Genomic DNA, 20,855 nt, shown 5'->3' with positions numbered 1-20,855 from the left:
GAAAACGGGCCGGGGAAACAATGTGTCGGCGCTGATATCCGGGGCGACAGCCTGGCGTCAGGCCTGGCGAAACGACACACCTCGCGTTGAACCGTCGCTTGGCACGCGGGAATGCGTGTCCGCGAACGGGCGCGCCTTGCATCCTGAAATGCGACGCGTTTTGTCACCCGACCCCTCGATGCGACGCTTCGCGGCAGTTCGCGCTGTGACAAATTTCGGCTTTCCGATGCATTCGCATGTGCGGATGGGTTGCAGGCCGACCTCATGTCGACGTCGGCGCCAGAGGAGAAACGACGCGCGATTGGGATCGGTTCCAAAGCCGGCTCGACTTTGGCACGCGACCTGCTAATTGCGATGTGATCCGCACCTCTTCTCCAGGGGAGGGCCGCCTGCCTCGAGCGCGGGTGGCGGCGGATCGTCCAAGACGTGACTCGATGTGTCCCGAGCGGACGCACTAGCCGTCCTCCGCCTGCGGCCGACGGCCGCGGCCCCTCTCGCCCAACGCGTGATCGCCATGAAGCTCAAGTCGCTTGTCGGAACCTCTGGATGGCTGGGCGCGTTCGCGCTCGCGCTTGCGCTCGCGGCCTGTGGCGGCGGTGGCGGAAGCGGATCGGACGGCGGCACGCCGCCTGACAACGGCGGCGGCGCGGGATCGGGCTCGGGCGGCGGCGGCGCGGGCCCGGGCACGGGAACAGGAACGGGTCCCGGCACGGGCACCGGCGACGGCTCGACCGGCACGACGGCCAGCGTGCCGGTGTCCAACCGCGTGACGATCAATCTCGGCGCGACGCCGTGGCGCTACCTGAAGGACAAGGATCCCGCGACGGCGATGAACCCGTCCTACGACGACACGAGCACCAACACGCAGGAGGTCTGGAGCGACGTGGGCGTGCCGCAGTCGCCCAGCGACAACGACACCTTCCTGAACCTGCCCTCGGGCGGCGGCCAGGGCCAGCTTACCGGCAACATCCTCTGGTACCGCAAGCACTTCACGCTCGACGCGTCGTATGCCAACCGCAAGGTGTTCGTCGAGTTCGAGGGCGCGCAGATGGGCGCGCGCGTGTTCATCAACGGCAACTTCATCCCGGGCAACAGCCTGCTCAACCCGCAGGCGACGCACGTGATCGGCTTCACGCCGTTCATCGTCGACCTCACGCCCTACGTGAAGACCGACGGCTCGGACAACGTGCTGGCCGTCAAGGTCGCGCGCGGCGACAGCTTCTTCAACAACCCCGACTTCTCCGGCGCGTTCCGCTTCGGCCAGGCCGACTCCGGGCTGTTCCGCCCGGTGTGGATGTACCTGAAGGATCGCGTCTACATCCCGCAGAACACCTGGGCCACGCTCAATACCTGGGGCACGTATGTGTCCACGCTCAGCGCGAGCAGCACGTCGGCGACGATCCGCGTGCAGACCAACGTCCGCAACGAATACGCCACCGACCAGGCCGTGACGCTGCTCACGCAGATCGTCGACGCCAAGGGCAACGTCGTCGCGAGCACGCAGGATTCGAAGACGATCGCGTCGGCGCCGCTGCCCACGACGCCGGCGAAGACCGACCCGACCGTCGCGCCGCCGCCGCCGGTGTTCGACCAGACGCTGACCGTCGCCAACCCGACGCTCTGGTACCCGAACAACTCGACCTGGGGCAAGCCGTATCTGTACAAGGTGATCCACACGGTGAGCGTCAACGGGGTGGTCGTCGACGCCACCTCGACCCCGCTGGGCATCCGCACGATCACGTGGGACCAGAACTTCCCCATCATCAACGGCCACCCGCATCACCTGTGGGGCGGCTCGGGCCGCTACGACTACCCCGCGCTCGGCTCCGCCGTGCCCGAGGAACAGAAGTGGCGCGATGTCGAACTGCTGGCCGCGGCCGGCGGCAGCCTCTATCGACCGGGGCATTCCAGCGAGGGTCCCGAGTTCCTCGCGGCCGCCGATGCCTTCGGCGTCATGGTGATCCAGCCCAGCGGCGACGGCGAGAACGGCTTCGCCAACCTGTGCCCGAAGTCCACCGGCAGCGATCGCCCGAACGGCTGCAACGCCAACGGCGACGACATCGAGCTGAAGAAGGAGACGCACCGGGACATGATCGTCCACGACCGCAACAACCCGTCGGTGCTCGCGTGGGAGGCCGACAACGGCAGCACCGACACGTCCTTCGCGCAGAGCATCAAGGCGTTGTCGAGGATCTGGGATCCGGTGCTCACGCGCGCGCAGGGCGACCGCACGCCCAACCCGGCCAACGGCGACATCCTCGGCTGCAGCGGCGACGGCTGCGACATCGGCGTCAAGAGCCAGTACCCGAACTCGCCCGCGTGGGGCTCGGAATACTGGGGCGACGGCGTGCAGCGCGCGCTCTACGACTACGAGCTGCTGTTCGCGGTGAACCCGGTCAAGAACTGGTCCAAGGGCCTGCGCCAGAACGTCTTCGGCATGGCGCACTGGTACCTCGCCGATACGCCCGGCGAGATCACGAGCCAGGTCGACGGCCCCGATCGCCCGCCCTACGGCGTGGCCACCGGCACGCAGCCGGCGCTCGGCGCGACGACGGGCACGCAGCCCTTCATGATGCGCGGCAATGCGGCGTCGATGATGGACGCCAACCGCTTCCCGCGCCTGATCTACTGGATCTACCAGGCCGCGTGGACGCCGTTCGAGATCAAGCCGGTGGTGCATCTCGCGTACCACTGGAACCGCACCGGCAACGTCACCGTCAACGCGTTCAGCAACTGCCCGTCGGTGCGCCTGCTGATCAACGACCAGCCGCAGGGCGCCGACCAGATCCCGAATCCGCAGAACATGGATCCGGGCAACGACACCGGCCCCAACACCGTCTCGCTGCCGCGCCAGGCGCACTGGAACGTCAGCTGGGCCGCGGGCAAGCTGACCGCGCAGTGCCTGGACGCCAGCAGCCGCGTGGTCACCGACGCCGCGGGCAACGCGGTGGCCGACACGCAGGTCACCGCCGGCCCGGCCGACCACATCGTGCTGACGGTGGATCCGGCGATCGTGCGCCCGAACGGCCAGGCCTTCCAGGTCAGCGCCAACGGCACCGACGCGGCCTTCGTCATCGCGACCGTCGTCGACGCCGCGGGCAACCGCGTCCCCGATGCGAAGAACATCCTGACGTTCGCGGTCAGCGGCCCCGGCACCTATCGCGGCGGCACCGACAGCTACGTCACGTTCACGCAGGGCCAGACGCCGCGCGACGACGCCAACGGCGTGCCCGGCAACTTCCTGCCGCAGGGCTACCACGCGCCGGGCGACCCGAACCTGTCGGCCGAGGGCGGGCTCGCGAAGGTCGCGGTGCGCGCGCAGTTCACGCCGGGCACGGTCACCGTCACCGCGAGCTCGAACGGCTTGAAGAGCGGCTCGGCCACGTTCAACGTCGTCGCAGCCAGCGGTACGACGGCCACCGGCGCGCAGCTCCACGTCGCGGCGCAGCCCAACGCCCTGGCCATCGTCACGCCGCCGGCCAGCCAGGTCGTCACGGTGGGACAGTCGGCGCAGTTCAGCGTGCTGGCGACGAGCACCGCGCCGGTGACGTTCCAGTGGATGAAGGGCGCGACCGCCATCGCGGGCGCGACCGGCTTCGCCTACACGACGCCGGTGCTGACCGCGGACGACAACGGCGCCAGCTGGTCGGTCGTCGTCACGAGCGGTGCGACCAGCGTGCCTTCGGCCGCCGCCACCGTGACGGTCGTCGCGCCCAGCGTGCCCACCATCGCCACCGCGCCCGCCGCGCAGACGGTGGCCGCGGGCGGCAGCGCGCAGTTCAGCGTCGTCGCCAACGGCTCGCCGCTGCTGACCTACCAATGGCGGAAGAACGGCGCGAACATTGCCGGCGCGACCGCGTCGACGTACACGACGCCCACGCTGCAGACCGCCGACAGCGGCAGCACCTGGGACGTCGTCGTCACCAACAGCGCCGGCACGGTCACGTCGACCGCGGCCAGGCTGACGGTGACCGCGGGCACCGCGCCGGCCATCGTCACGCAGCCGGCGGGGGCCTCGGTGTCGGCCGGACAGTCGTTGACGTTGTCGGTGGTGGCCGCCGGTTCCGGCCCGCTGCACTACCAGTGGCAGCTCAATGGCTCGACCAACGTCGGCACGGACTCGTCGACGTTCACCATCGCCGCTGCGCAGGCCAGCGATGCCGGCACCTACACCGTGACGGTGAGCAACGGCTCCGGCTCGGTGCCGAGCAGCGGCGCGGTCGTCACCGTCAGCGGCGGCAACGGGCCCGACCTCGCGCTCAACGCGACGCCGTCGGCGAGCAGCCAGAACGGCGGCAACCTCGCGAAGTACGCGTTCGACGGCGACCTCTCGACGGCGAATCGCTGGGAATCCACGCAAGGCGTCGACCCGTCATGGATCGCCGCCGACATGGGCTCCGTCAAGGCCTTCGACCGCGTCGTGCTGACCTGGGAGAACGCGTACGCGTCGGCGTACCAGATCCAGGTCTCGCCCGACAACAACGCGTGGACGACGATCCAGACCGTCGCCGGCAAGGGCGGCACGGAGACGGTCAACTTCCCGACCACCAACTCGCGCTACGTGCGCATGCTGGGCACCGCGCGCGCGACGACGTTCGGCTATTCGCTCTACGAGATGCAGGTGTTCGACGTGCCGCAGTGCGGCGGCAGCGGCGAGCGCTACACGACGGTGCCGGCGCAGCCGGGCACCTGGAACTCGACGATCGCGGGGCTGCCCTCGGGTCCGTTCGTGCCGACGGTCATCGACAACGTCACCAAGCTGACCTGGCAGCAATACGTCACCACGTTCCCGACGCAGGGCGCGCAGTTCACGCAGCCGGTCGCGGCGCAGTACTGCACGTCGGTGGGGATGCGGCTGCCGACGCAGACCGAGGCGTTGACGATCGCCAACAGCAACTATGCGCAATGCGCGTTCCCGAATCCGTGGACGACGTGGACGTCCACCGGGGTCGCGGGCGATGCGACGCGGGCGTACTTCGTGTCGTCGGCGGGGGTGTCGTCGTCGCAGATCATCGACAACTCGCCGGGCTGGTCGCTGTGCGTCAGCGGCACGCAGCAGGCGTCGCCGCAGACGGTGCAGCAGTTGCTCAAGCGGATGGAACCCGCCGCGACGGGCCGGGCCGCGAAGCGGAAGTGACCGGCCGCGCCGGCCTCAGAGGCCGGCGGCGGCGCGCAGGAACTGGCCCACGTCCTTCGGGTGCCAGTGCACCGTCTTGAGCGCCTGCTCGAGCGCGGCGTCGTCGAACTGCGACAGGAACGCGTCGTCCAGCGGCGGGGCGGATTGTTGGCCGTCTTGCGGAGTCGAGGTGATCAGGGGAGGTGTCATGGTGCTCTACGTTGGCGGGTGGGATGGCTGCATCTTCGCGTCGGGTTCGAAGCGCCGAAGCCAGACGTTATCGCGATGCGTCGTGCGTGCAGTCCTACAAAAGACGCCCGCGAGCCCGCCTTCTGCGCGGATCCACCTATGGGAAAGCGCTCAAGTGCGGCTCGGACGCGGCCGACACCCCCGTGGCATGCCCGCCGACAGGGTCCCCCGCTTGCTTGAGCGGATCAACGGACTCTCCCAAGAGCACACCATGACCACCAACGCTCCCACCCGTTTCGCCGACCTCGCCTTCGAACTGCGCTTCGACCCGCTGGTCGACGAGCAGGCGCCGCTGACCTTCCCCTGCGACGAACGTGGCCAGGTCGACCTCGACGAGTTGTGCGACCGCTCGCGGCGCGACTACATGTTCGCGCACACGCTGATCGGCCGCCACTTCACGGCACCGGTCGTCCGCGCCTGCCTGGCCTGATCAAGCCGCCGCGGTGGCCGCGGTGCGTTCCTGCAGCTGGCGCTGGATGAGCCACACCAGCCCGATCGTGATCAGCGTGGTCGCGACGACAACATAGCCGACATCCGCGAAGTGCTCGATCCGCCCGTCCGCGCCTTGCGCGACGATGTGCCCCGCCAGCAGCGACGCCAGCCCGCCCGACACCTGCTGGATCGACGAGCTGATCGCGTTGTACGCGCCGCGCCTGGTCGCCTCCGGCACCTGCGACGAGAGCGCCTGGAACGGGATCATGCGCGAGAAGATGCCGACGAACATGATCACGTTGACCAGCACCACCACCGGCAGCGACGTCACGCCCAGGTGCGTGTAGATCACCACCATCAGCATCGACAGCATGCTGCCGAACAGGAACACCCTGAACTTGCCGATCCTGTCGGCCGCCTTGCCGATCATCGGGCCGAACACGATGGTGCAGATGCCGGTGAAGAAGTAGATCGCCGGCAGGTGCGCCGCGTCGATGCCGATGTTGTGGACCAGGAACGCGCTGCTGAACGGCATCAGCATGAAGCCGCCCGTGGCCAGCAGCGTGACCGCGAGGAAGGCCAGCAGGTGGCGCGGCTCGGTGATCGTGTGCCACAGGTGCATGAACGGGCTGTGTTCCTGCGGCTTGCCCAGGTGGCCGTCCACCGGCTTGAGCTTCGCGCCGATCACCACGAGGCCGGCCAGTCCGAGCGCGGCCAGCACGAGGAAGGGCACGTGCCAGTCCCAGTGCTTGGCGAAGAACAGCGCCATCGGCAGGCCCAGCACCTGGCTGGCGGCGAAGGCCGTCTGGATCAGGCCCATCACGCGGCCGCGCAGCGAGATCTCGAACAGGTCGGTGGCGATCGCCAGCACCACCGAGCCGATCACGCCGCCGAAGATGCCGGTGACGATGCGCGCCGCCAGCAGCAGCTCGTAGGTCGGCGCGAGGCCGCATCCCAGCGTGCCGAGCAGGAAGCCGGTGTAGAAGAACATCAGGATCTTCTTGCGGTCGAAGCGGTCGGCGAAGCCGGCTGCGATGAATCCGGAGACGCCGGCGCTGAACGCGTAGGCCGACACCGCGAGGCCGAACTGCTTCGTCGAGATCGCCAGCGCCGGCATGATGAACACGCCCAGCGGCGACATCAGCATGAAGTCGAGGATGACGGCGAACTGCAGCAGCGCGAGCAGTCCGACGACGAACTTCTGGTACGGCGAGAACTGGGCGGCGGGTGCGGTCGAGGTCGGCGGCGGCATGGTCGGGCTTTTCTTGTGATCCAACCCGCTATGGTCGCCGATATCGGCTTGCTGCGGACTTACCGTTCGGCGGACCGGCGTCGTTGGCCGTCGAGTGGCGGACTGCCGCCGCTGGCTCACGCGCCCGCGACGCGCCCGCGGCGGCGCGCGAAGCGGATGCCGAGCAGGCCGGCCGCCAGCAGGGCCCAGGACGCGGGTTCCGGGACGGCGGCGGCGCTGAAGGCCGCCAGCGAGACGTTGTCCAGGTCGACGTGCTCGTCGATGCCGAACTCGGCGAAGACGACGTCCGTGCGGTCGCCACCCGCGATGAAATCGAAGTCGATGTGCCGGTACGCCTGCACGAACGACTCGTTGACCGCGTGGAACTCGGCGAAGCGGCCCGGCCCGGCGCCGACGGCGACGCTCACGCCCGGATCGTTCGGCTCCCGATAGGGCGTTCCGAGGTCGAAGGACAGGCGATAGGCCTGGTCGGCGACGGTCGTCACCCATTGGCTGATCTGCGGTCGCCCCGCGCCACCGAGGTCGACGAAGCTGATGCCGTCGGAGGCGGCGCCGACGTCGCCTGGCGCGCCCCAGACGACCGGGCTGCTGGCGACGGTCCAGCCGGCGATGGCCGCGGAGCCCAGAGACACGCGGTCTCCGGGGCCGACCATGCCCTGGTCGCCGACCTCGAAGCTGCCGTTGACCAGCAGGTCGGGCCCGGTGGCCGCTCCGGCCGTCGCCAGCGCCGCCGACATCAGCGCGGCCGCTGCCAGGGCGCGCACGGCCGTGCGCGGCGATCCGCCGTGGGTGAAGTTGTGCATCGCGATCTCCTCGGTGAAGGCGGCGCGGGACATCCGGGCCTTGCTCCTCCATCCATCGGACGGAAGCTCGCCCGCGAACCGGACATCCCGCCTCGGCCCGGCTTGCATTTATTTCGCATGCGAAATAAAGTGAAGGCCATGTCCAAGCCGCCGCGCCTCATCTTTCTCCTCAACAGCGCCCAGCGCCGCCTGCAGCAGTTCATCGCCGCCGAGCAGGAGCGCGCCGCGCGCGCGGGCACGGGCGCGCCGTCGCCCGCGCAGAGCGGCGTGCTGTTCGTGCTCGCGAAGGAGGACGGCGCGACGATGGGCCGGCTCTCGCAGGCCCTCGACCTGGCGCCGTCGGCGATGTCGGGTCTCGTTCAGCGCATGGAGGCGCTGCACTGGGTCGAGCGGCGCGCGAGCGACGTCGACGCGCGCACGCAGCAGGTGTGGCTGCAGCCCGCGGGCCGCGTGTTGCTGCCGGCGCTGGCGAAGGCGCTGGGCCGCATCAACGACGCCTTGTTCGACAAGTTCACGCCGTCCGAGCTGCAGACAGTGGCGCGCTGGCTGGAACACGTGCAGACCTTGGGAGACACCGATGACTGACCCGCGACCGAACGACGCCGCGACGCTGCGGCCCGACCCCGTCACGCTCGCCTGCGCCGATGGCCAGCGCCTGCAGGGCCACTTCTTCGCCGCGCGCGGCGACGCCACGGCCGCGCCGGTGTTGATCTCGCCGGCCACCGGCGTGCGCCAGCAGTTCTACTGGCGCTTCGCCGACTGGCTCGCGGGACAGGGCCACCCGGTGCTGGTGTTCGACTACCGCGGCATCGGGCTGTCGCTGGAAGGCTCGCTGGCCGACAGCCGCGCCCGCCTGGTCGACTGGGGCCGGCTCGACCAGGTCGCCGCGCTGCAGTGGCTGCTGGAACGCACGGGTGCCGCGCAGGTCGTGCTGGTGGGCCACAGCGCGGGCGCGCAGATGATCGGGCTGCTGCCCAACCACGAGCGCATCGCGCGGCTGGTCGGCGTGGCCGCGTCCACCGGCTGGTTCGGCGGGATGCGGCTCGCGTTCGCGCTCAAGGCGCGGTTCGGCCTGCGGCTGATGGTGCCCATCGGCACGCTCTTCAAGGGCTACGCGCCGACCGCGTGGCTGGGCCTCGGCGAGAACCTGCCGGCGCAGGTCGGCCGGCAATGGGGCCAGTGGTGCGCGGCGGGCGGCTACGCGACCAACGCGGTGCGCGCCGGCCTGGCCGCCGACTTCCACGCCCAGGTGCGCACGCCCATCGTCGTGCTGCACGCGGAGGACGACGACATCGCCACGCCCGAGACGGTGCGCGACCTGCTGCGCACGTTGCCCGCGTCGCCGCGCGCGACGCTGCGCGTCAGGCCGCGCGACCACGGCCTGCGCGCGATCGGCCACCTCGACTGGTTCCGCCAGTCGCACCAGGCGCTGTGGCCGCTGCTGCGGCGCGCGGTGGTGGGCGAGGTGGCCGTCGAGGTGCCGGTGCCCGGCTAGACCTGCGAGATCATCTCGAAGCCGCCGAAGATCATCCGCTTGCCGTCGAAGGGCATGGGCGTGGCGCCGGGCTGCATGCGCGGGTCGGCCATCACCTTCTTCCAGGCCTCGTCGCGCTGGGCCTTCGACGGCCAGCTGATCCAGCCGAGGACGACGGTCTCGTCGTCCTCGCGCTTGACGGCCATCGTGAACGAGGTGAGCTTGCCCTCGGGCACGTCGTCGCCCCAGGTGTCGACCACCGCGAGCGCGCCGTATTCCTTGAACACGCCGCCCATCAGCTGGCAGTGCGCGCGGTAGGTCTCCTTGTCGGCGGTCTTGACGGCGGCCACGAATCCATCGATGTAGGTCATTGCAGTCTCCTTTGAACGGACGGGATGCCGGCACAGGCTCGCGGCCGGCTTGCAGGGTACGACGAATGATGCGCGCCGGAATCGACATCCGTGCGACAGCGCGTCCGCGTAGGGAGTTCTTGACCCGGCCCTCGCGCCGGCGCCCGGACCGCCGATAAGCGGTGATGCGTGCCATCTTCGAGACGGCCGGCCTGCATTCGGAGCGTGAAGTCTTGCCGCTTTCGAGTGCTTGCGAACCTCAATTTCGCGGACAGGTCGCCGAATGGGAATTCATTCCTTCCCGTTTTGAATGCAGGGCACGAAGAATTCAAGACTTCGCGAGGTCGTTCGGCCTCCCGACTGCCAACCCGGCAGCTGGAATTGCCTGAAACGACCGTGATGAACCTCAAGCATCTCGGAGTGGCCGCAGCGCTGTACGCCGCCTGCAACGCCAACCCGAGTCCTCAATCGACGCCGATCCCGATGCCCCAGCTGCCGCAGGCGCCGCGGGCCGCGGGCGTCGTCGATCGCCTCGAGGTGCTGTCGACGGCCGACGCTTTCGGCGGCGCGACGCCGGCCGGCGCGGCGGGCCCGTACACGATCATCAGCGGCGTGGTGCATGGCCGCCTGCTGCCAAGCCACGCGGACAACGCCGGCATCGTCGACCTCGTCAACGTGCCCAAGGATGCCGACGGCTATGTCGACTACACGACCGACGTCGTGATCCTGCGGCCGAAGACCGCCGGCACCGCGCGCCGCGTGCTGTTCTACGACGCCGTCAACCGCGGCAGCAAGCCTGCCATCAACGCCTTCATCGGCGCCGACCCGGTCGGCACTGCCGCGCCCGACGCCCGCTTCCCGTCGCTGCTGCGCGCCGGCTACACGATCGTGTGGAGCGGCTGGCAGGGCAGCGTCGAGCAGAGCAGCAACGGCGCGATGCGCACGGTCGGCACGACGTTCCCGGTCGCCACCAACGGCGACGGCACGCCGATCACCGGGCTGAGCCGCGAGGAATACGTGCCGGACTCCAACGGCGGCCTCAGCGCCTTCCATCTCGGCTACGAGCCGGCCTCGCTCGCGGACCGTTCGGAAGTCGTCTTCACGGCGCGCCAGTCCTGGAAGGGCGCGGACGGCAAGCTGACTTACGCGGCGCCATCGGTGCCGGTGACGAACTGGAGCTACGACTCCAACGGCCACGGCAACGTGGTCGTGCGCTTCACGCCGCCGGCGTCGGTGCCGCTGGCGGACGGCACGTCCGTCGCGCCGGACGGCGGCACCATCTACAGCTTCGTTTATCGCGCGAAGAACCCGGTCGTCGCCGGGATCGGCTTCGCCGCGGTGCGCGACCTCGTCAGCTTCCTGAAGAACGACAGCGCCGACGCGCAGGGCCAGTCCAACCCGCTGGCCGACATGAAGGCTGCGGCCTGCGCCGCCGGCACGGGTTGCGCCGCCGCGCCGTCCACCAATTTCGACGTCGTGATCGGCGCGGGCGTCTCGCAGTCGGGCCGCTTCCTGCGCGACTTCCTGTACCAGGGCTTCAACAAGGACGGCCACGGCGCCAAGGTGTTCGACGGCCTGATGCCCATCATCGCCGGCGCGCGCCGCACCTGGACCAACGCGCGCTTCGCGCAGAGCGGCCGCTTTTCGCGCGAGCACGAAGACCACTGGATGCCGGGCGACCAGTTCCCGTTCGCGTACGGCGTGGCCACCGACCCCGTCAGCGGCGCGACCGACGGCCTGATGAAGCGTTGCCTCGAGAGCGCGACCTGCCCCAACATCATGCAGATCGACGGCAGCTTCGAATGGTGGGGCGGCCGCGCCTCGCTGGTCGTCACCGACGGCGCGGGCCACGACGCGGCGCTGCCGGACAACGTCCGCTACTACCTCGTCTCGGGCACGCAGCACGGCGGCGGCTATGGCGTCACGACCGGCGTCCTCACGCAGCCGGCCGTCGGCGCCGGTTGCCAGCTCGCGGGCAGCCCGGTGTCGGAAACGCCCGTGGAGCGCGCGCTGATTCCCGCGCTCGAGGCCTGGATCGTCAAGGGCACGCCGCCGCCGCCATCGCAGTACCCGACGGTGACCTCGGGCACGCTCGTCGCCTCGAGCAAGACCGGCATGCCGGACCTGTCCGCCCTGAGCGTGCCCAACGGCGCCGCCGCCACGCCGCTGGCCTTGAGCGTGACCGAGCGCCCGCGCGTCAACCCGCTCGCGCTGACCGACTACGCCGGCGCCGTGCCGCAGGTCGACGTGGCGCGCCGCTACAAGATCCGCGTGCCCAAGGTCGACGCCAACGGCAACGAGATCGCCGGCATCCGCATGCCCGAGCTCGCGGTGCCGCTGGCCACCTACACGGGCTGGAACCTGCGCGCGCAGGGCCACGCCAAGGGCGAGAGCTGCAGCACCGCCGGCGCCGCGATCCCGTTCGCGGTCAGCCCGGCGACGCGCTCGCCCAAGGACACCCGCGCGACGCTCGCACAGCTGTACCACGGCCGCGCCGACTACCAGGCGCGCTTCGGCGCCGCGGCCGACGCGCTCGTCGCGCGCGGCTACCTGACGGCGCTGGACGCGAGCGATCTCTACAAGAAGGGCGCGGCGGCCATCTCGCCGGCGCTGATCCCGGCGCCCTGAGGCGCGCGGCCCGCGGCGCCGCTCAGGCGCTCGGCGCGGACTCCGCCGGCGCGTCGTTGGCAGCGGTCGAGGCCGTCATCTGGCTCAGGCTCGCGATCAGGTCGGCGAAGCGTTCGCCCTGCACGACCACGTGCGAGCGGATCGCCTGCACCGCCTTCTCGGCATCGCCCTCGCGCAGCGCATCGACGATGGCCTGGTGCTCCTCGAACGAACGCTGCGGACGATTGCGCACGCGCAGCTGCAGTCGCCGATACGGCCGCAGCTTGCGTTGCAGCGCCGAGGCCTGCTCGAACAGGAAGGTGTTGTGCGAGGCCGCGTAGATGGCGTAGTGGAAGCGCTCGTTGGCATAGAAATACGCGTCGGCGTCGCGCGCGGCCGCGGAGCCGCGACAGGCGTCGTGCGCGGCCTCGATCGCGGCCATCTCGACGTCGGACAGGCGACGCGCGGCCAGGCGCGCGCACATGCCTTCGAGTTCGGCCATGACCTCGAACATCTCGATCAGTCGCTGCGGCGTGGCCTGCGCGACGACGGCGCCGCGCTGCGGCCGCGTCTCGACCAGGCCCTCGCCCAGCAGCAGGCGCAGCGCCTCGCGGATGGGCGTGCGCGACACGCCGAAGCGCGTGGCCAGCTCCACCTCGTCCAGCCGGGTGCCGGGCAGCAGCTTGCCGGTCGCGATTTCCTCCTCGATGGACTCGCGCAGGCGCTCGGAAAGTCGGTTGCCGTTCATGAGTCCATTCTAGGCACGCTACACGCGGCGCAATGTTGATTTTTGGCACTTTTGAGTGCAGTAACCATGTCTAAGGGATAACACCGTAACCTCCAAAAATTCACGGGAGTTCAATTTGCATCCACAAGAAGAAGAATAAAAAACACCGCGCTGGCGATCGGGTTTCCGACTGCTGATGCGGACGCTCTGAACCCGATCAGGAGACAACGTGAGAAACCCCTTCCGCCCATTCCATGCGGCGCCGCTGCCGCATTCCCCGTCCACACTGCTCGCCGGGCGCCGAGGTCGCTCTTCGGTGCTGCAGGGGCTCGCCGGCGTCGGCCTGGCGATCGGCCTGGCCTGGGCCACGCCGGCCCACGCGGTGCCCGACTTCACCCTCACCGAGACCGTGCCGGCCTCAGGCGACGGCATGTTGACGCTCACCAACGCCAGCGCGGGCTACTCGGTCGACGAAGTGGTGGTGTCCGGCCTGGGCACCTACGCCAACACGACGCGCGCCGGCTGGAGCGCCACGTCGTTCTTCTTCGACGACCCGTTGAACTGCCAGACCGGCACCGGCTTCTCGATCGGCACCGGCTTCTGCTACAGGCTGACGGACACGTCGGCGGGCAGCGCCATCGGCCCGGGCGCGACGGAGACCTTCACCTTCGACCCGTCGCTCACCGACGCGAGCCTCGACCAGACCTTCTTCGTCGAGTTCACCGACGCCGCGGGCGACTCGATGGCCTGCATGGGCACGACCTCGTCCGGCTGCAGCGCCGTCACGACCTCGGTGCCCGAGCCGTCCTCGTGGAGCATGATGGCGCTGGCATTGCTGGCGCTCGCCATCGGCCTGCGCCGCCGCATCGGCGGCCGCGTGCTGCACCTCGGCGCGGCGGCCGCGGCGTTGCTGGGGTGGAGCGTGTCCGGCCAGGCGGCGGTCACGCAGATCGTCGTCGACTCGACGGCCAGCGTGAGCGGCGCACCCGTGCCCTACACGACGTGGAAAGGCCGCGTGTTCGGCGAGCTCGATCCGGCCGACGCGCACAACGCCATCATCCAGGACATCGCGCTCGCGCCGAAGAACGCGGACGGCAAGGTGCCCTACGTGTCGACCTTCCAGCTCACCGCGCCCACCAGCGCGGCGAACGCGAGCGGGCTGCTGATCTACGAAGTGTCCAACCGCGGGGGCAACGCGATCCCGGCCGGCGCGTCCATCGTGTCCGGAGCGATCTACCTGCAAAGCGGCTGGCAGGGCGACATCGAGGCCAACTGCGCCACCGCCTACCCGTGCACGCCGCTGACCGTGCCCTACACCGGCTCGACGCAGCAGATCGTCGTGCCCGTCGCGACGAATCCGGATGGCTCGGCGATCACCGGCAAGGTCTACGGCCACATCGCGAGCGCCACCGGCAACACCGCGCAGATGGTCATCTACACGACGCCGGTGCCCTACAAGCCGCTGAGCCTGACCGACCCGACGCTGTCGCAGCTGACCGTCGTCTCCGGGCAGTCGACCACGGGCGTCGACGGTCCCAAGGTGCCGCTCACGCTCGGCACCGACTGGACCTGGGCCGACTGCCGCACGGTGCCGTTTCCCGGCACGCCCGATCCGACGCGGGTCTGCCTGCGCACGGGCTTCGACCCGACCAAGCTCTACGAGATGGTGTTCACCGCGGTCAATCCGCTGGTGCTGGGCATCGGCTACGCGGCCGCGCGCGACACGATCTCGTTCTTCCATCACAGCGCCTCGGACTCGACGGGCACCGCGAACCCGGTCGCGGGCCTGACGACCAAGGTGGTGAGCATCGGCTCGTCGCAGTCGGCGTCCTTCATCCGCGGCTCGATCTTCTACGGCTTCAACCAGGACGAATCGAACCGGAAGGTGGTCGACGGCGCCTGGGGCCAGATCGACGGCCGCATGCTGTTCATGAACTCGCGCTTCGCGCTGCCGGACGTCATCACCAACATCTACATGATGGGCGCCGAGGCGCCGGTCTGGTGGGCCGACTACCCGAACCTCGCGCGCGGCCTGCCCGCCAACGGCATCCTGCATCGCTGCAACGAGACCGGCACCTGCCCGCAGATCATGGAGACCTTCGGCTCGCTGGAGATGTACGCCGAGAAGATGTCGCCCGACCTCGTCGGCTTCACCGCGGTCGGGGACGTCCCGCTGCCCTCGAACGTGTATCGCTACTACTTCCCCGGCACCACGCACGGCGGCGGCGGCGGCGGCTTCACCTACAACGCGTCGCCGGCGCCGTCCGGTGCCTGCGTCTACCCGGCCAACCCGAACCCGGAATCGGACCAGAACGCCGCGCTGCAGGATGACTTCCTCGCGCTGATCATGAGCGGCACGCCCATGCCGCCCAGCGTCTATCCGAAGCTGAGCCAGGGGCAGCTGGTCGCGGCGACCCAGTCCAACGTCGGCTTCCCGAACATCCCGGGCTATCCGTACGCGGGCAACAACCTGTGGCCGGTGCTCAAGTACGACTTCGGGCCGGGCGTCGACTATGCGAACCAGTCCGGCATCATGACGATCCAGCCGCCGACCGTGCTGGCCGTTCTGCCGACGCTGGTGCCGCGCGTCAACGTCGATGGCAACGAGGTCGTCGGCGTGCCGTCGGTCAACCTGTCGGCGCCGCTGGCGACCTACAGTGGCTGGAACACCTATGCCGGCGGCAGCTACAAGGGCCAGCAGTGCGCGCTGTCCGGCTCGTCGTGGCCGTTCGCGCTGACCAAGGCGATCCGCCTGGCGTCGGGCGACCCGCGGGCGTCGGTCGAGGAGCGCTACGGCACCCACGCCGGCTTCGTCTGCCAGGTGACGGCGGCGGCCAACAAGGCGGTCGCGCAGCGCTTCCTCCGCGCCTCGTCGGTGGCGACGCTGGTCGCGCAGGCGAACGCGTCGAACGTCCTGACCACCGGCTACACGCCGACGGCCGCGGACACGGCGCTCGGCAACGCGCTCTGCGCGATGGCCGCACGTTCGGCGCCGTGAGGCGCACGGCGATCGGCGCCCCGGCGCCGTCGCCCCCGATGCTCGACCGACCAGGGCGACTCCCACGCGAGTCGCCCTTGTCTTTCGGGTTCTCACTGATTAGATTGTCATGAATTGCATGCAAACTCGGTAGTAATGCATTCAAAGACGGTTCTCGGCGACGGCGCATGATGCCTGGTCCGGGCTCGACATCCACAGGAGACATCATGGCAATCACTCGACGCGCGATCGTGCAAGCGGCGGCCGGGGCGGCGATCAGCCCGCTGGCGGCCCGTGCGCTGGCCCAGGAAGGCACGCTCAAGATCTCGCACCAGTTTCCCAGCGGCACGATCGCCGAAGGCGACTTCCGCGACCGCCTCTGCCGCCGCTTCGCCGCCGACATCGAGAAGCGCAGCAACGGCGCGCTGAAGGCGGCGGTCTATCCCGGCTCGTCGCTGATGAAGACCAACTCGCAGTTCTCGGCGATGCGCAAGGGCGCGCTGGACCTGTCGCTGGTGCCGCTGTCGTACGCCGGCGGCGAAGTGCCCGAGACCAACATCGGCCTGATGCCGGCGCTGGTGCCCAGCTACGAAGTCGGCTCGGCGTGGAAGACGGCCGAGGTCGGCAAGCTGCTGGCCAAGACGCTGGACGACAAGGGCGTGCTGATCGTCAGCTGGATCTGGCAGGGCGGCGGCGTGGCCAGCAAGAACGCGCCGCTGGTGGCCCCGGCCGACGCCAAGGGCATGAAGGTGCGCGGCGGCAGCCGCGAGATGGACATGATGTTGAAGGAGGCCGGCGCCTCGGTCATCTCGCTGCCGTCCAACGAGATCTACGCCGCGATGCAGACCGGCGCGATGGAAGCGGCGATGACGTCGTCGACCAGCTTCATCTCGTTCAAGCTGGAAGAGATCGCCAAGCACCTGACCACCGCGCGCAACAAGGCCTACTGGTTCATGTTCGAGCCGCTGATGATCTCCAAGGAGGTGTTCTACAAGCTGCCCAAGGCGCACCAGGACCTCATCATGGCCGTCGGCGCCGAGCAGGAGAAGTTCGCGACGGATGCCGCGCGCGCCGACGACAAGATCGTGGCCGACGTCTACACCAAGGCCGGCGCCAAGTGCTACGACATCGACAACGCCACGCTCGGCAAGTGGCAGGCGATCGCCAAGGCCACGGCGTGGAAGGACTACAGCGAGCACAACGACACGTGCAAGGCGCTGATGGCCGCGGCACAGAAGCTGCTGTGAGCTTCGAACTGCCGCCCGTTCCCGTCGGACTGGCGGCAGCGCCCGCCGGGACCGGCCTGCACCAGCACATCGACCCGGCCACGCCGCGCTGGCTGTTGCCGCTGGCGCGAGCGCTGGTCGTCGTCAACCGCGGCGTGATGGTGCTGGGCATGATCGCGCTGCTCGCGGCGGCGCTGATCCTGACGTCCAGCGTCGTCACGCGCTACTTCCTGCATGCGTCGACCGACTGGCAGGACGAGGCCTCGGTGTTCTGCCTGGTCGGCGCGACCTTCCTGTGCAGCGCGTTCGTGCAGGCGATCCGCGGCCACGTCGGCATCGAGGCGGTGTCGTCGCTGCTGCCGGAGCGCGTCAACCGCGTGCGCATCCTGCTCGTCGACCTCGGCTGCCTGGTGTTCTGCGTCTTCTTCGCGTGGAAGTCGTGCACCCTGCTGCACGAGGCCTGGGTCGAGGGCCAGACGACCTCGTCGTCGTGGGCGCCGCCGCTGTGGATCCCGTACTCGCTGATGTCGGCCGGCATGATCCTGCTGAGCGTTCAGCTGGCGGTGCAGGTCGTGGTCAGTGCCAACAAGCTGGGGGAACGCTGATGTCGATGCTCGCGCTCGGCGCCCTCTTCGGCGTCGTCACGCTGCTGATCATGTTCTCGGGCATGCCCATCGCGTTCTCGCTGGGCAGCGTGGGCGTGCTGTTCATGGCCTTCTTCATGCCGGCGTCGTCGCTCGACACCGTCACGCAGAACGTCTACGAGGAGATGTCCAGCATCACGCTGCTGTCGATCCCGCTGTTCATCCTGAAGGGCTCGGCGATCGGGCGCACGCGCGCGGGGCAGGACCTGTATGCGGCGATGCACGTGTGGATGGGCCGCATCCCGGGCGGCCTGGGCATCGCCAACGTGTTCGCGTGCGCGCTGTTCGCGGCGATGGCCGGCTCGAGCCCGGCGACGTGCTCGGCGATCGGGAGCGCGGGCATCCCCGAGATGCGCCGGCGTGGCTACTCGCCCGGCTTCGCGGCGGGCATCATCGCGGCCGGCGGCACGCTCGGCATCCTGCTGCCGCCGTCGGTGACGATGATCCTGTACGCCGTCGCGGCGGAGCAGTCGCTGGGCCGGCTGTTCCTCGCGGGCATCGGGCCGGGCGTGCTGCTGGTCATGCTGTTCGCGCTGTGGGCGGCGATCAACTACCAGCGCGAATACCGCGCGGCCAAGCGCGATTTCGAAGCGAACGGCACGCCGTCGCCGCTGCTGCTCGACGAGCACTTCACGATGCGCGAGCGCTTCGAGATCCTGCCGCGCGTGCTGCCGTTCCTGATCCTGCTGACCGGCGTGATGATCGCGCTGTACGGCGGCTTCGCGACGCCCTCCGAGACGGCCGGCCTCGGCAGCCTGCTCGCGCTGGTCCTGATCGCGATCATCTACGGCGTCTGGCGCGTGCGCGACATCGCGCCCATCCTGTCGGCGACGCTCAAGGAGTCGACGATGCTGATGTTCATCATCGGCATGTCGCTGCTGTTCTCGTACGTGATGAGCTACCTGCACATCAGCCAGTCGATGGCGCAGTGGATCGTCGCGCTGTCGCTGTCGAAGTGGGTGCTGCTGGCCGCGATCCTGGGCATGGTGATCGTGATGGGCTTTTTCCTGCCGCCGGTCTCGATCATCCTGATGACCTCGCCGATCTTCCTGCCGCCGCTCAAGGCCGCGGGCTTCGACCTCGTGTGGTTCGGCATCGTCATGACCATCGTGATGGAGACCGGCCTGATCCATCCGCCGGTGGGCCTTAACATCTTCGTGATCAAGAACATCGCGCCCGACATCCCGCTGGGCGCCATCATCCGCGGCATCATCCCGTTCGTCATCCTGATGCTGCTGACCGTGGTGGTGATCTCTGCGTTCCCGACCATCGCCACCGCGCTGCCCGACCTCGTGATGGGGCCGAACGCCCACGGCTGACATGACCACGCTCGCCGACTCGCCGTGGACGCGCCAGCGCACCAATCGCGCGGCACGCCTCGCGCGCGCCGCGGCGCTCGCCGGCGTGCGCGCGAAGGCGGTCGAGGCCGACGCGATCGTCGCGCTCCTCGAGGCGCTGATCGAGCCGGGCGACCGCGTCTGCCTCGAGGGCGACAACCAGAAGCAGGCCGACTTCCTCGCGCGCGCGCTGGCGCAGGTGTCGCCCGAGCGCGTGCACGACCTGCACATGGTGCAGTCGGTGCTGTCGCTGCCCGAGCATCTCGACGTCTTCGAGCTGGGCATCGCGAGCAAGCTGGACTTCTCGTTCTCCGGCCCGCAGTCGCTGCGCCTCGCGCAGCTGCTGGGCGCGGGCAAGCTGCAGATCGGCGCGATCCACACCTACCTCGAGCTGTTCGGCCGCTACTTCATCGACCTCACGCCCAAGGTGTCGCTGATCGCCGCGCAGGCGGCCGATGCGCAGGGCAACCTCTACACCGGGCCCAACACCGAGGACACGCCGGCGATCGTCGAGGCCACCGCGTTCAAGAGCGGCATCGTCGTCGCGCAGGTCGACGAGATCGTCGACAGGCTGCCCCGGATCGACATCCCGGGCGACTGGGTCGACTTCGTCGTGCGCGCGCCCGAGCCCGCGTTCATCGAGCCGCTGTTCACGCGCGACCCGGCGCAGATCTCCGAGATCCAGGTGCTGATGGCGATGATGGCCATCAAGGGCATCTACGCGGAGTACGGCGTGCAGTCGCTCAACCACGGCATCGGCTTCGACACCGCGGCCATCGAGCTGCTGCTGCCGACCTACGGCGAGCGCCTCGGGCTCAAAGGGAGGATCTGCCGGCATTGGGCGCTGAATCCGCATCCGGCGTTGATCCCGGCGATCGAGGCCGGCTGGGTCGAGTCGGTGCATTCGTTCGGCTCCGAGCTGGGCATGGAGGACTACATCCGCGCGCGGCCCGACGTGTTCTTCACCGGCCCCGACGGCAGCCTGCGCAGCAACCGCGCGTTCTGCCAGGCCGCGGGCCACTACGCGTGCGACCTGTTCATCGGCTCGACGCTGCAGATGGACATGATGGGCAACAGCTCCACCGCCACGCTGGGCCGCATCGCCGGCTTCGGCGGCGCGCCCAACATGGGCGCCGACGCGCGCGGCCGCCGCCATGCCAGCGACGCGTGGCTGAAGGCCGGCCGCGAGGCGCGCGACGGCCTGCCCGGCGCGCGCGGCACGCCGCGCGGGCAGAAGCTGGTCGTGCAGATGGTGGAGACCTTCCGCGAGCACATGCAGCCCGCGTTCGTCGAGACGCTGGACGCGTGGAAGCTCGCCGAGCAGGCGCGCATGCCGCTGCCGCCGATCATGATCTACGGCGACGACGTGACGCACGTGCTCACCGAGGAAGGCATCGCCAACCTGCTGCTGTGCCGCGACGACGAGGAGCGCGAGCAGGCGATCCGCGGCGTCGCCGGCTTCACGCCCGCGGGCCAGAAGCGCGACCGCGCGATGGTCGAGAAGCTGCGCGCGCGCGGCGTCATCCGCCGCCCCGCCGACCTCGGCATCGACCCGCGCGACGCCACGCGCAACCTGCTGGCCGCGCGCTCGATGCGCGACCTGGTGCGCGCCTCGGGCGGCCTTTATCAGCCGCCGCGGCGCTTCCGCAATTGGTGACCGG

General features: G+C 69.6%; 15 protein-coding genes. 10 read left to right on the top strand and 5 right to left on the bottom strand.

Annotated features, from left to right (window positions below; all coding sequences use genetic code 11):
* The first annotated feature begins 514 nt into the window (after positions 1–514).
* Entirely contained in the window at positions 515–5,137 is a 4,623-nt protein-coding gene (locus LPC04_RS25195) for a discoidin domain-containing protein (RefSeq protein ID WP_275685072.1), read from the top strand.
* Positions 5,138–5,152: 15 nt separating this feature from the next.
* Here the strand turns inward: LPC04_RS25195 and LPC04_RS25190 are convergent, their stop codons facing one another.
* On the bottom strand, positions 5,153–5,326 hold the full coding sequence (locus LPC04_RS25190) for a hypothetical protein (protein WP_275685071.1): 174 nt from the start codon (positions 5,324–5,326) through the stop codon (positions 5,153–5,155).
* 250 nt (positions 5,327–5,576) lie between these two features.
* Here LPC04_RS25190 and LPC04_RS25185 point away from each other — a divergent pair, with 250 nt between their 5' ends.
* On the top strand, positions 5,577–5,795 hold the full coding sequence (locus tag LPC04_RS25185) for a hypothetical protein (RefSeq protein WP_275685070.1): 219 nt from the start codon (positions 5,577–5,579) through the stop codon (positions 5,793–5,795).
* On the opposite strand, the gene LPC04_RS25180 is transcribed toward LPC04_RS25185, so the two are convergent.
* Both LPC04_RS25180 and LPC04_RS25175 read right to left on the bottom strand, forming a co-directional pair.
* On the bottom strand, positions 5,796–7,049 hold the full coding sequence (locus LPC04_RS25180) for an MFS transporter (RefSeq protein ID WP_275685069.1): 1,254 nt from the start codon (positions 7,047–7,049) through the stop codon (positions 5,796–5,798).
* A 116-nt stretch (positions 7,050–7,165) separates the two neighbouring features.
* Positions 7,166–7,885, bottom strand: coding sequence for a DUF642 domain-containing protein (locus LPC04_RS25175; RefSeq protein WP_275685068.1), 720 nt, complete (start codon positions 7,883–7,885; stop codon positions 7,166–7,168).
* Positions 7,886–7,990: 105 nt separating this feature from the next.
* Here LPC04_RS25175 and LPC04_RS25170 point away from each other — a divergent pair, with 105 nt between their 5' ends.
* Together LPC04_RS25170 and LPC04_RS25165 are read left to right on the top strand one after the other, a co-directional pair.
* Positions 7,991–8,437 (top strand): MarR family winged helix-turn-helix transcriptional regulator, encoded by a 447-nt coding sequence (locus tag LPC04_RS25170; protein ID WP_275685067.1) that lies wholly within the window; start codon positions 7,991–7,993, stop codon positions 8,435–8,437.
* Positions 8,430–9,347, top strand: coding sequence for an alpha/beta hydrolase family protein (locus LPC04_RS25165; RefSeq protein WP_275685066.1), 918 nt, complete (start codon positions 8,430–8,432; stop codon positions 9,345–9,347). Before LPC04_RS25170 ends, LPC04_RS25165 begins: the two co-directional genes overlap by 8 nt.
* Here LPC04_RS25165 and LPC04_RS25160 read toward each other — a convergent pair.
* Positions 9,344–9,697, bottom strand: coding sequence for a DUF1428 domain-containing protein (locus LPC04_RS25160; RefSeq protein WP_275685065.1), 354 nt, complete (start codon positions 9,695–9,697; stop codon positions 9,344–9,346). The genes LPC04_RS25165 and LPC04_RS25160 overlap by 4 nt on opposite strands.
* Positions 9,698–10,075: 378 nt before the next feature.
* Between LPC04_RS25160 and LPC04_RS25155 the strand changes: the two genes are divergently transcribed.
* Complete coding sequence (locus tag LPC04_RS25155; RefSeq protein WP_275685064.1) at positions 10,076–12,304, top strand: alpha/beta hydrolase domain-containing protein; 2,229 nt, start codon at positions 10,076–10,078, stop codon at positions 12,302–12,304.
* A 22-nt stretch (positions 12,305–12,326) separates the two neighbouring features.
* On the opposite strand, the gene LPC04_RS25150 is transcribed toward LPC04_RS25155, so the two are convergent.
* Positions 12,327–13,031 (bottom strand): GntR family transcriptional regulator, encoded by a 705-nt coding sequence (locus LPC04_RS25150; RefSeq protein ID WP_275685063.1) that lies wholly within the window; start codon positions 13,029–13,031, stop codon positions 12,327–12,329.
* 208 nt (positions 13,032–13,239) lie between these two features.
* Between LPC04_RS25150 and LPC04_RS25145 the strand changes: the two genes are divergently transcribed.
* From LPC04_RS25145 to mdcA, 5 genes are all read left to right on the top strand, one after another.
* Positions 13,240–16,008 carry an alpha/beta hydrolase domain-containing protein gene (locus LPC04_RS25145; protein ID WP_275685062.1) on the top strand — a complete coding sequence of 923 codons (2,769 nt, stop codon included), beginning with the start codon at positions 13,240–13,242 and terminating at the stop codon, positions 16,006–16,008.
* 203 nt (positions 16,009–16,211) lie between these two features.
* Positions 16,212–17,234, top strand: coding sequence for a TRAP transporter substrate-binding protein DctP (dctP, locus tag LPC04_RS25140; protein ID WP_275685139.1), 1,023 nt, complete (start codon positions 16,212–16,214; stop codon positions 17,232–17,234).
* 137 nt (positions 17,235–17,371) lie between these two features.
* Positions 17,372–17,818, top strand: a complete 447-nt coding sequence (locus LPC04_RS25135) for a TRAP transporter small permease (RefSeq protein ID WP_275685138.1) — start codon at positions 17,372–17,374, stop codon at positions 17,816–17,818.
* Positions 17,818–19,176 carry a TRAP transporter large permease gene (locus LPC04_RS25130; RefSeq protein ID WP_275685061.1) on the top strand — a complete coding sequence of 453 codons (1,359 nt, stop codon included), beginning with the start codon at positions 17,818–17,820 and terminating at the stop codon, positions 19,174–19,176. Before LPC04_RS25135 ends, LPC04_RS25130 begins: the two co-directional genes overlap by 1 nt.
* A gap of 1 nt (position 19,177) precedes the next feature.
* Complete coding sequence (gene mdcA / locus LPC04_RS25125; protein ID WP_275685060.1) at positions 19,178–20,851, top strand: malonate decarboxylase subunit alpha; 1,674 nt, start codon at positions 19,178–19,180, stop codon at positions 20,849–20,851.
* The last annotated feature ends 4 nt before the right edge of the window (positions 20,852–20,855 follow it).

The organism is Scleromatobacter humisilvae (genome assembly GCF_023231945.1).
In the GTDB taxonomy this organism is placed as follows: Bacteria; Pseudomonadota; Gammaproteobacteria; order Burkholderiales; family Burkholderiaceae_C; genus Scleromatobacter; species Scleromatobacter humisilvae.
The sequence above is the reverse complement of the archived record's forward strand: the minus strand, read 5'-3'. Positions and strand labels throughout refer to the sequence as shown.

Bases quoted from the DNA above. Each gene is read 5' to 3' on its own strand.
- LPC04_RS25170 (WP_275685067.1), top strand. From the start codon at position 7,991: ATGTCCAAGCCGCCGCGCCTCATCTTTCTCCTCAACAGCGCCCAGCGC.
- LPC04_RS25165 (WP_275685066.1), top strand. From the start codon at position 8,430: ATGACTGACCCGCGACCGAACGACGCCGCGACGCTGCGGCCCGACCCC.
- LPC04_RS25155 (WP_275685064.1), top strand. From the start codon at position 10,076: ATGAACCTCAAGCATCTCGGAGTGGCCGCAGCGCTGTACGCCGCCTGC.
- LPC04_RS25175 (WP_275685068.1), bottom strand. From the start codon at position 7,885: ATGTCCCGCGCCGCCTTCACCGAGGAGATCGCGATGCACAACTTCACC.
- LPC04_RS25185 (WP_275685070.1), top strand. From the start codon at position 5,577: ATGACCACCAACGCTCCCACCCGTTTCGCCGACCTCGCCTTCGAACTG.
- LPC04_RS25190 (WP_275685071.1), bottom strand. From the start codon at position 5,326: ATGACACCTCCCCTGATCACCTCGACTCCGCAAGACGGCCAACAATCC.
- LPC04_RS25180 (WP_275685069.1), bottom strand. From the start codon at position 7,049: ATGCCGCCGCCGACCTCGACCGCACCCGCCGCCCAGTTCTCGCCGTAC.
- LPC04_RS25160 (WP_275685065.1), bottom strand. From the start codon at position 9,697: ATGACCTACATCGATGGATTCGTGGCCGCCGTCAAGACCGCCGACAAG.
- mdcA (WP_275685060.1), top strand. From the start codon at position 19,178: ATGACCACGCTCGCCGACTCGCCGTGGACGCGCCAGCGCACCAATCGC.
- LPC04_RS25135 (WP_275685138.1), top strand. From the start codon at position 17,372: ATGGTGCTGGGCATGATCGCGCTGCTCGCGGCGGCGCTGATCCTGACG.
- LPC04_RS25150 (WP_275685063.1), bottom strand. From the start codon at position 13,031: ATGAACGGCAACCGACTTTCCGAGCGCCTGCGCGAGTCCATCGAGGAG.
- LPC04_RS25195 (WP_275685072.1), top strand. From the start codon at position 515: ATGAAGCTCAAGTCGCTTGTCGGAACCTCTGGATGGCTGGGCGCGTTC.
- LPC04_RS25130 (WP_275685061.1), top strand. From the start codon at position 17,818: ATGTCGATGCTCGCGCTCGGCGCCCTCTTCGGCGTCGTCACGCTGCTG.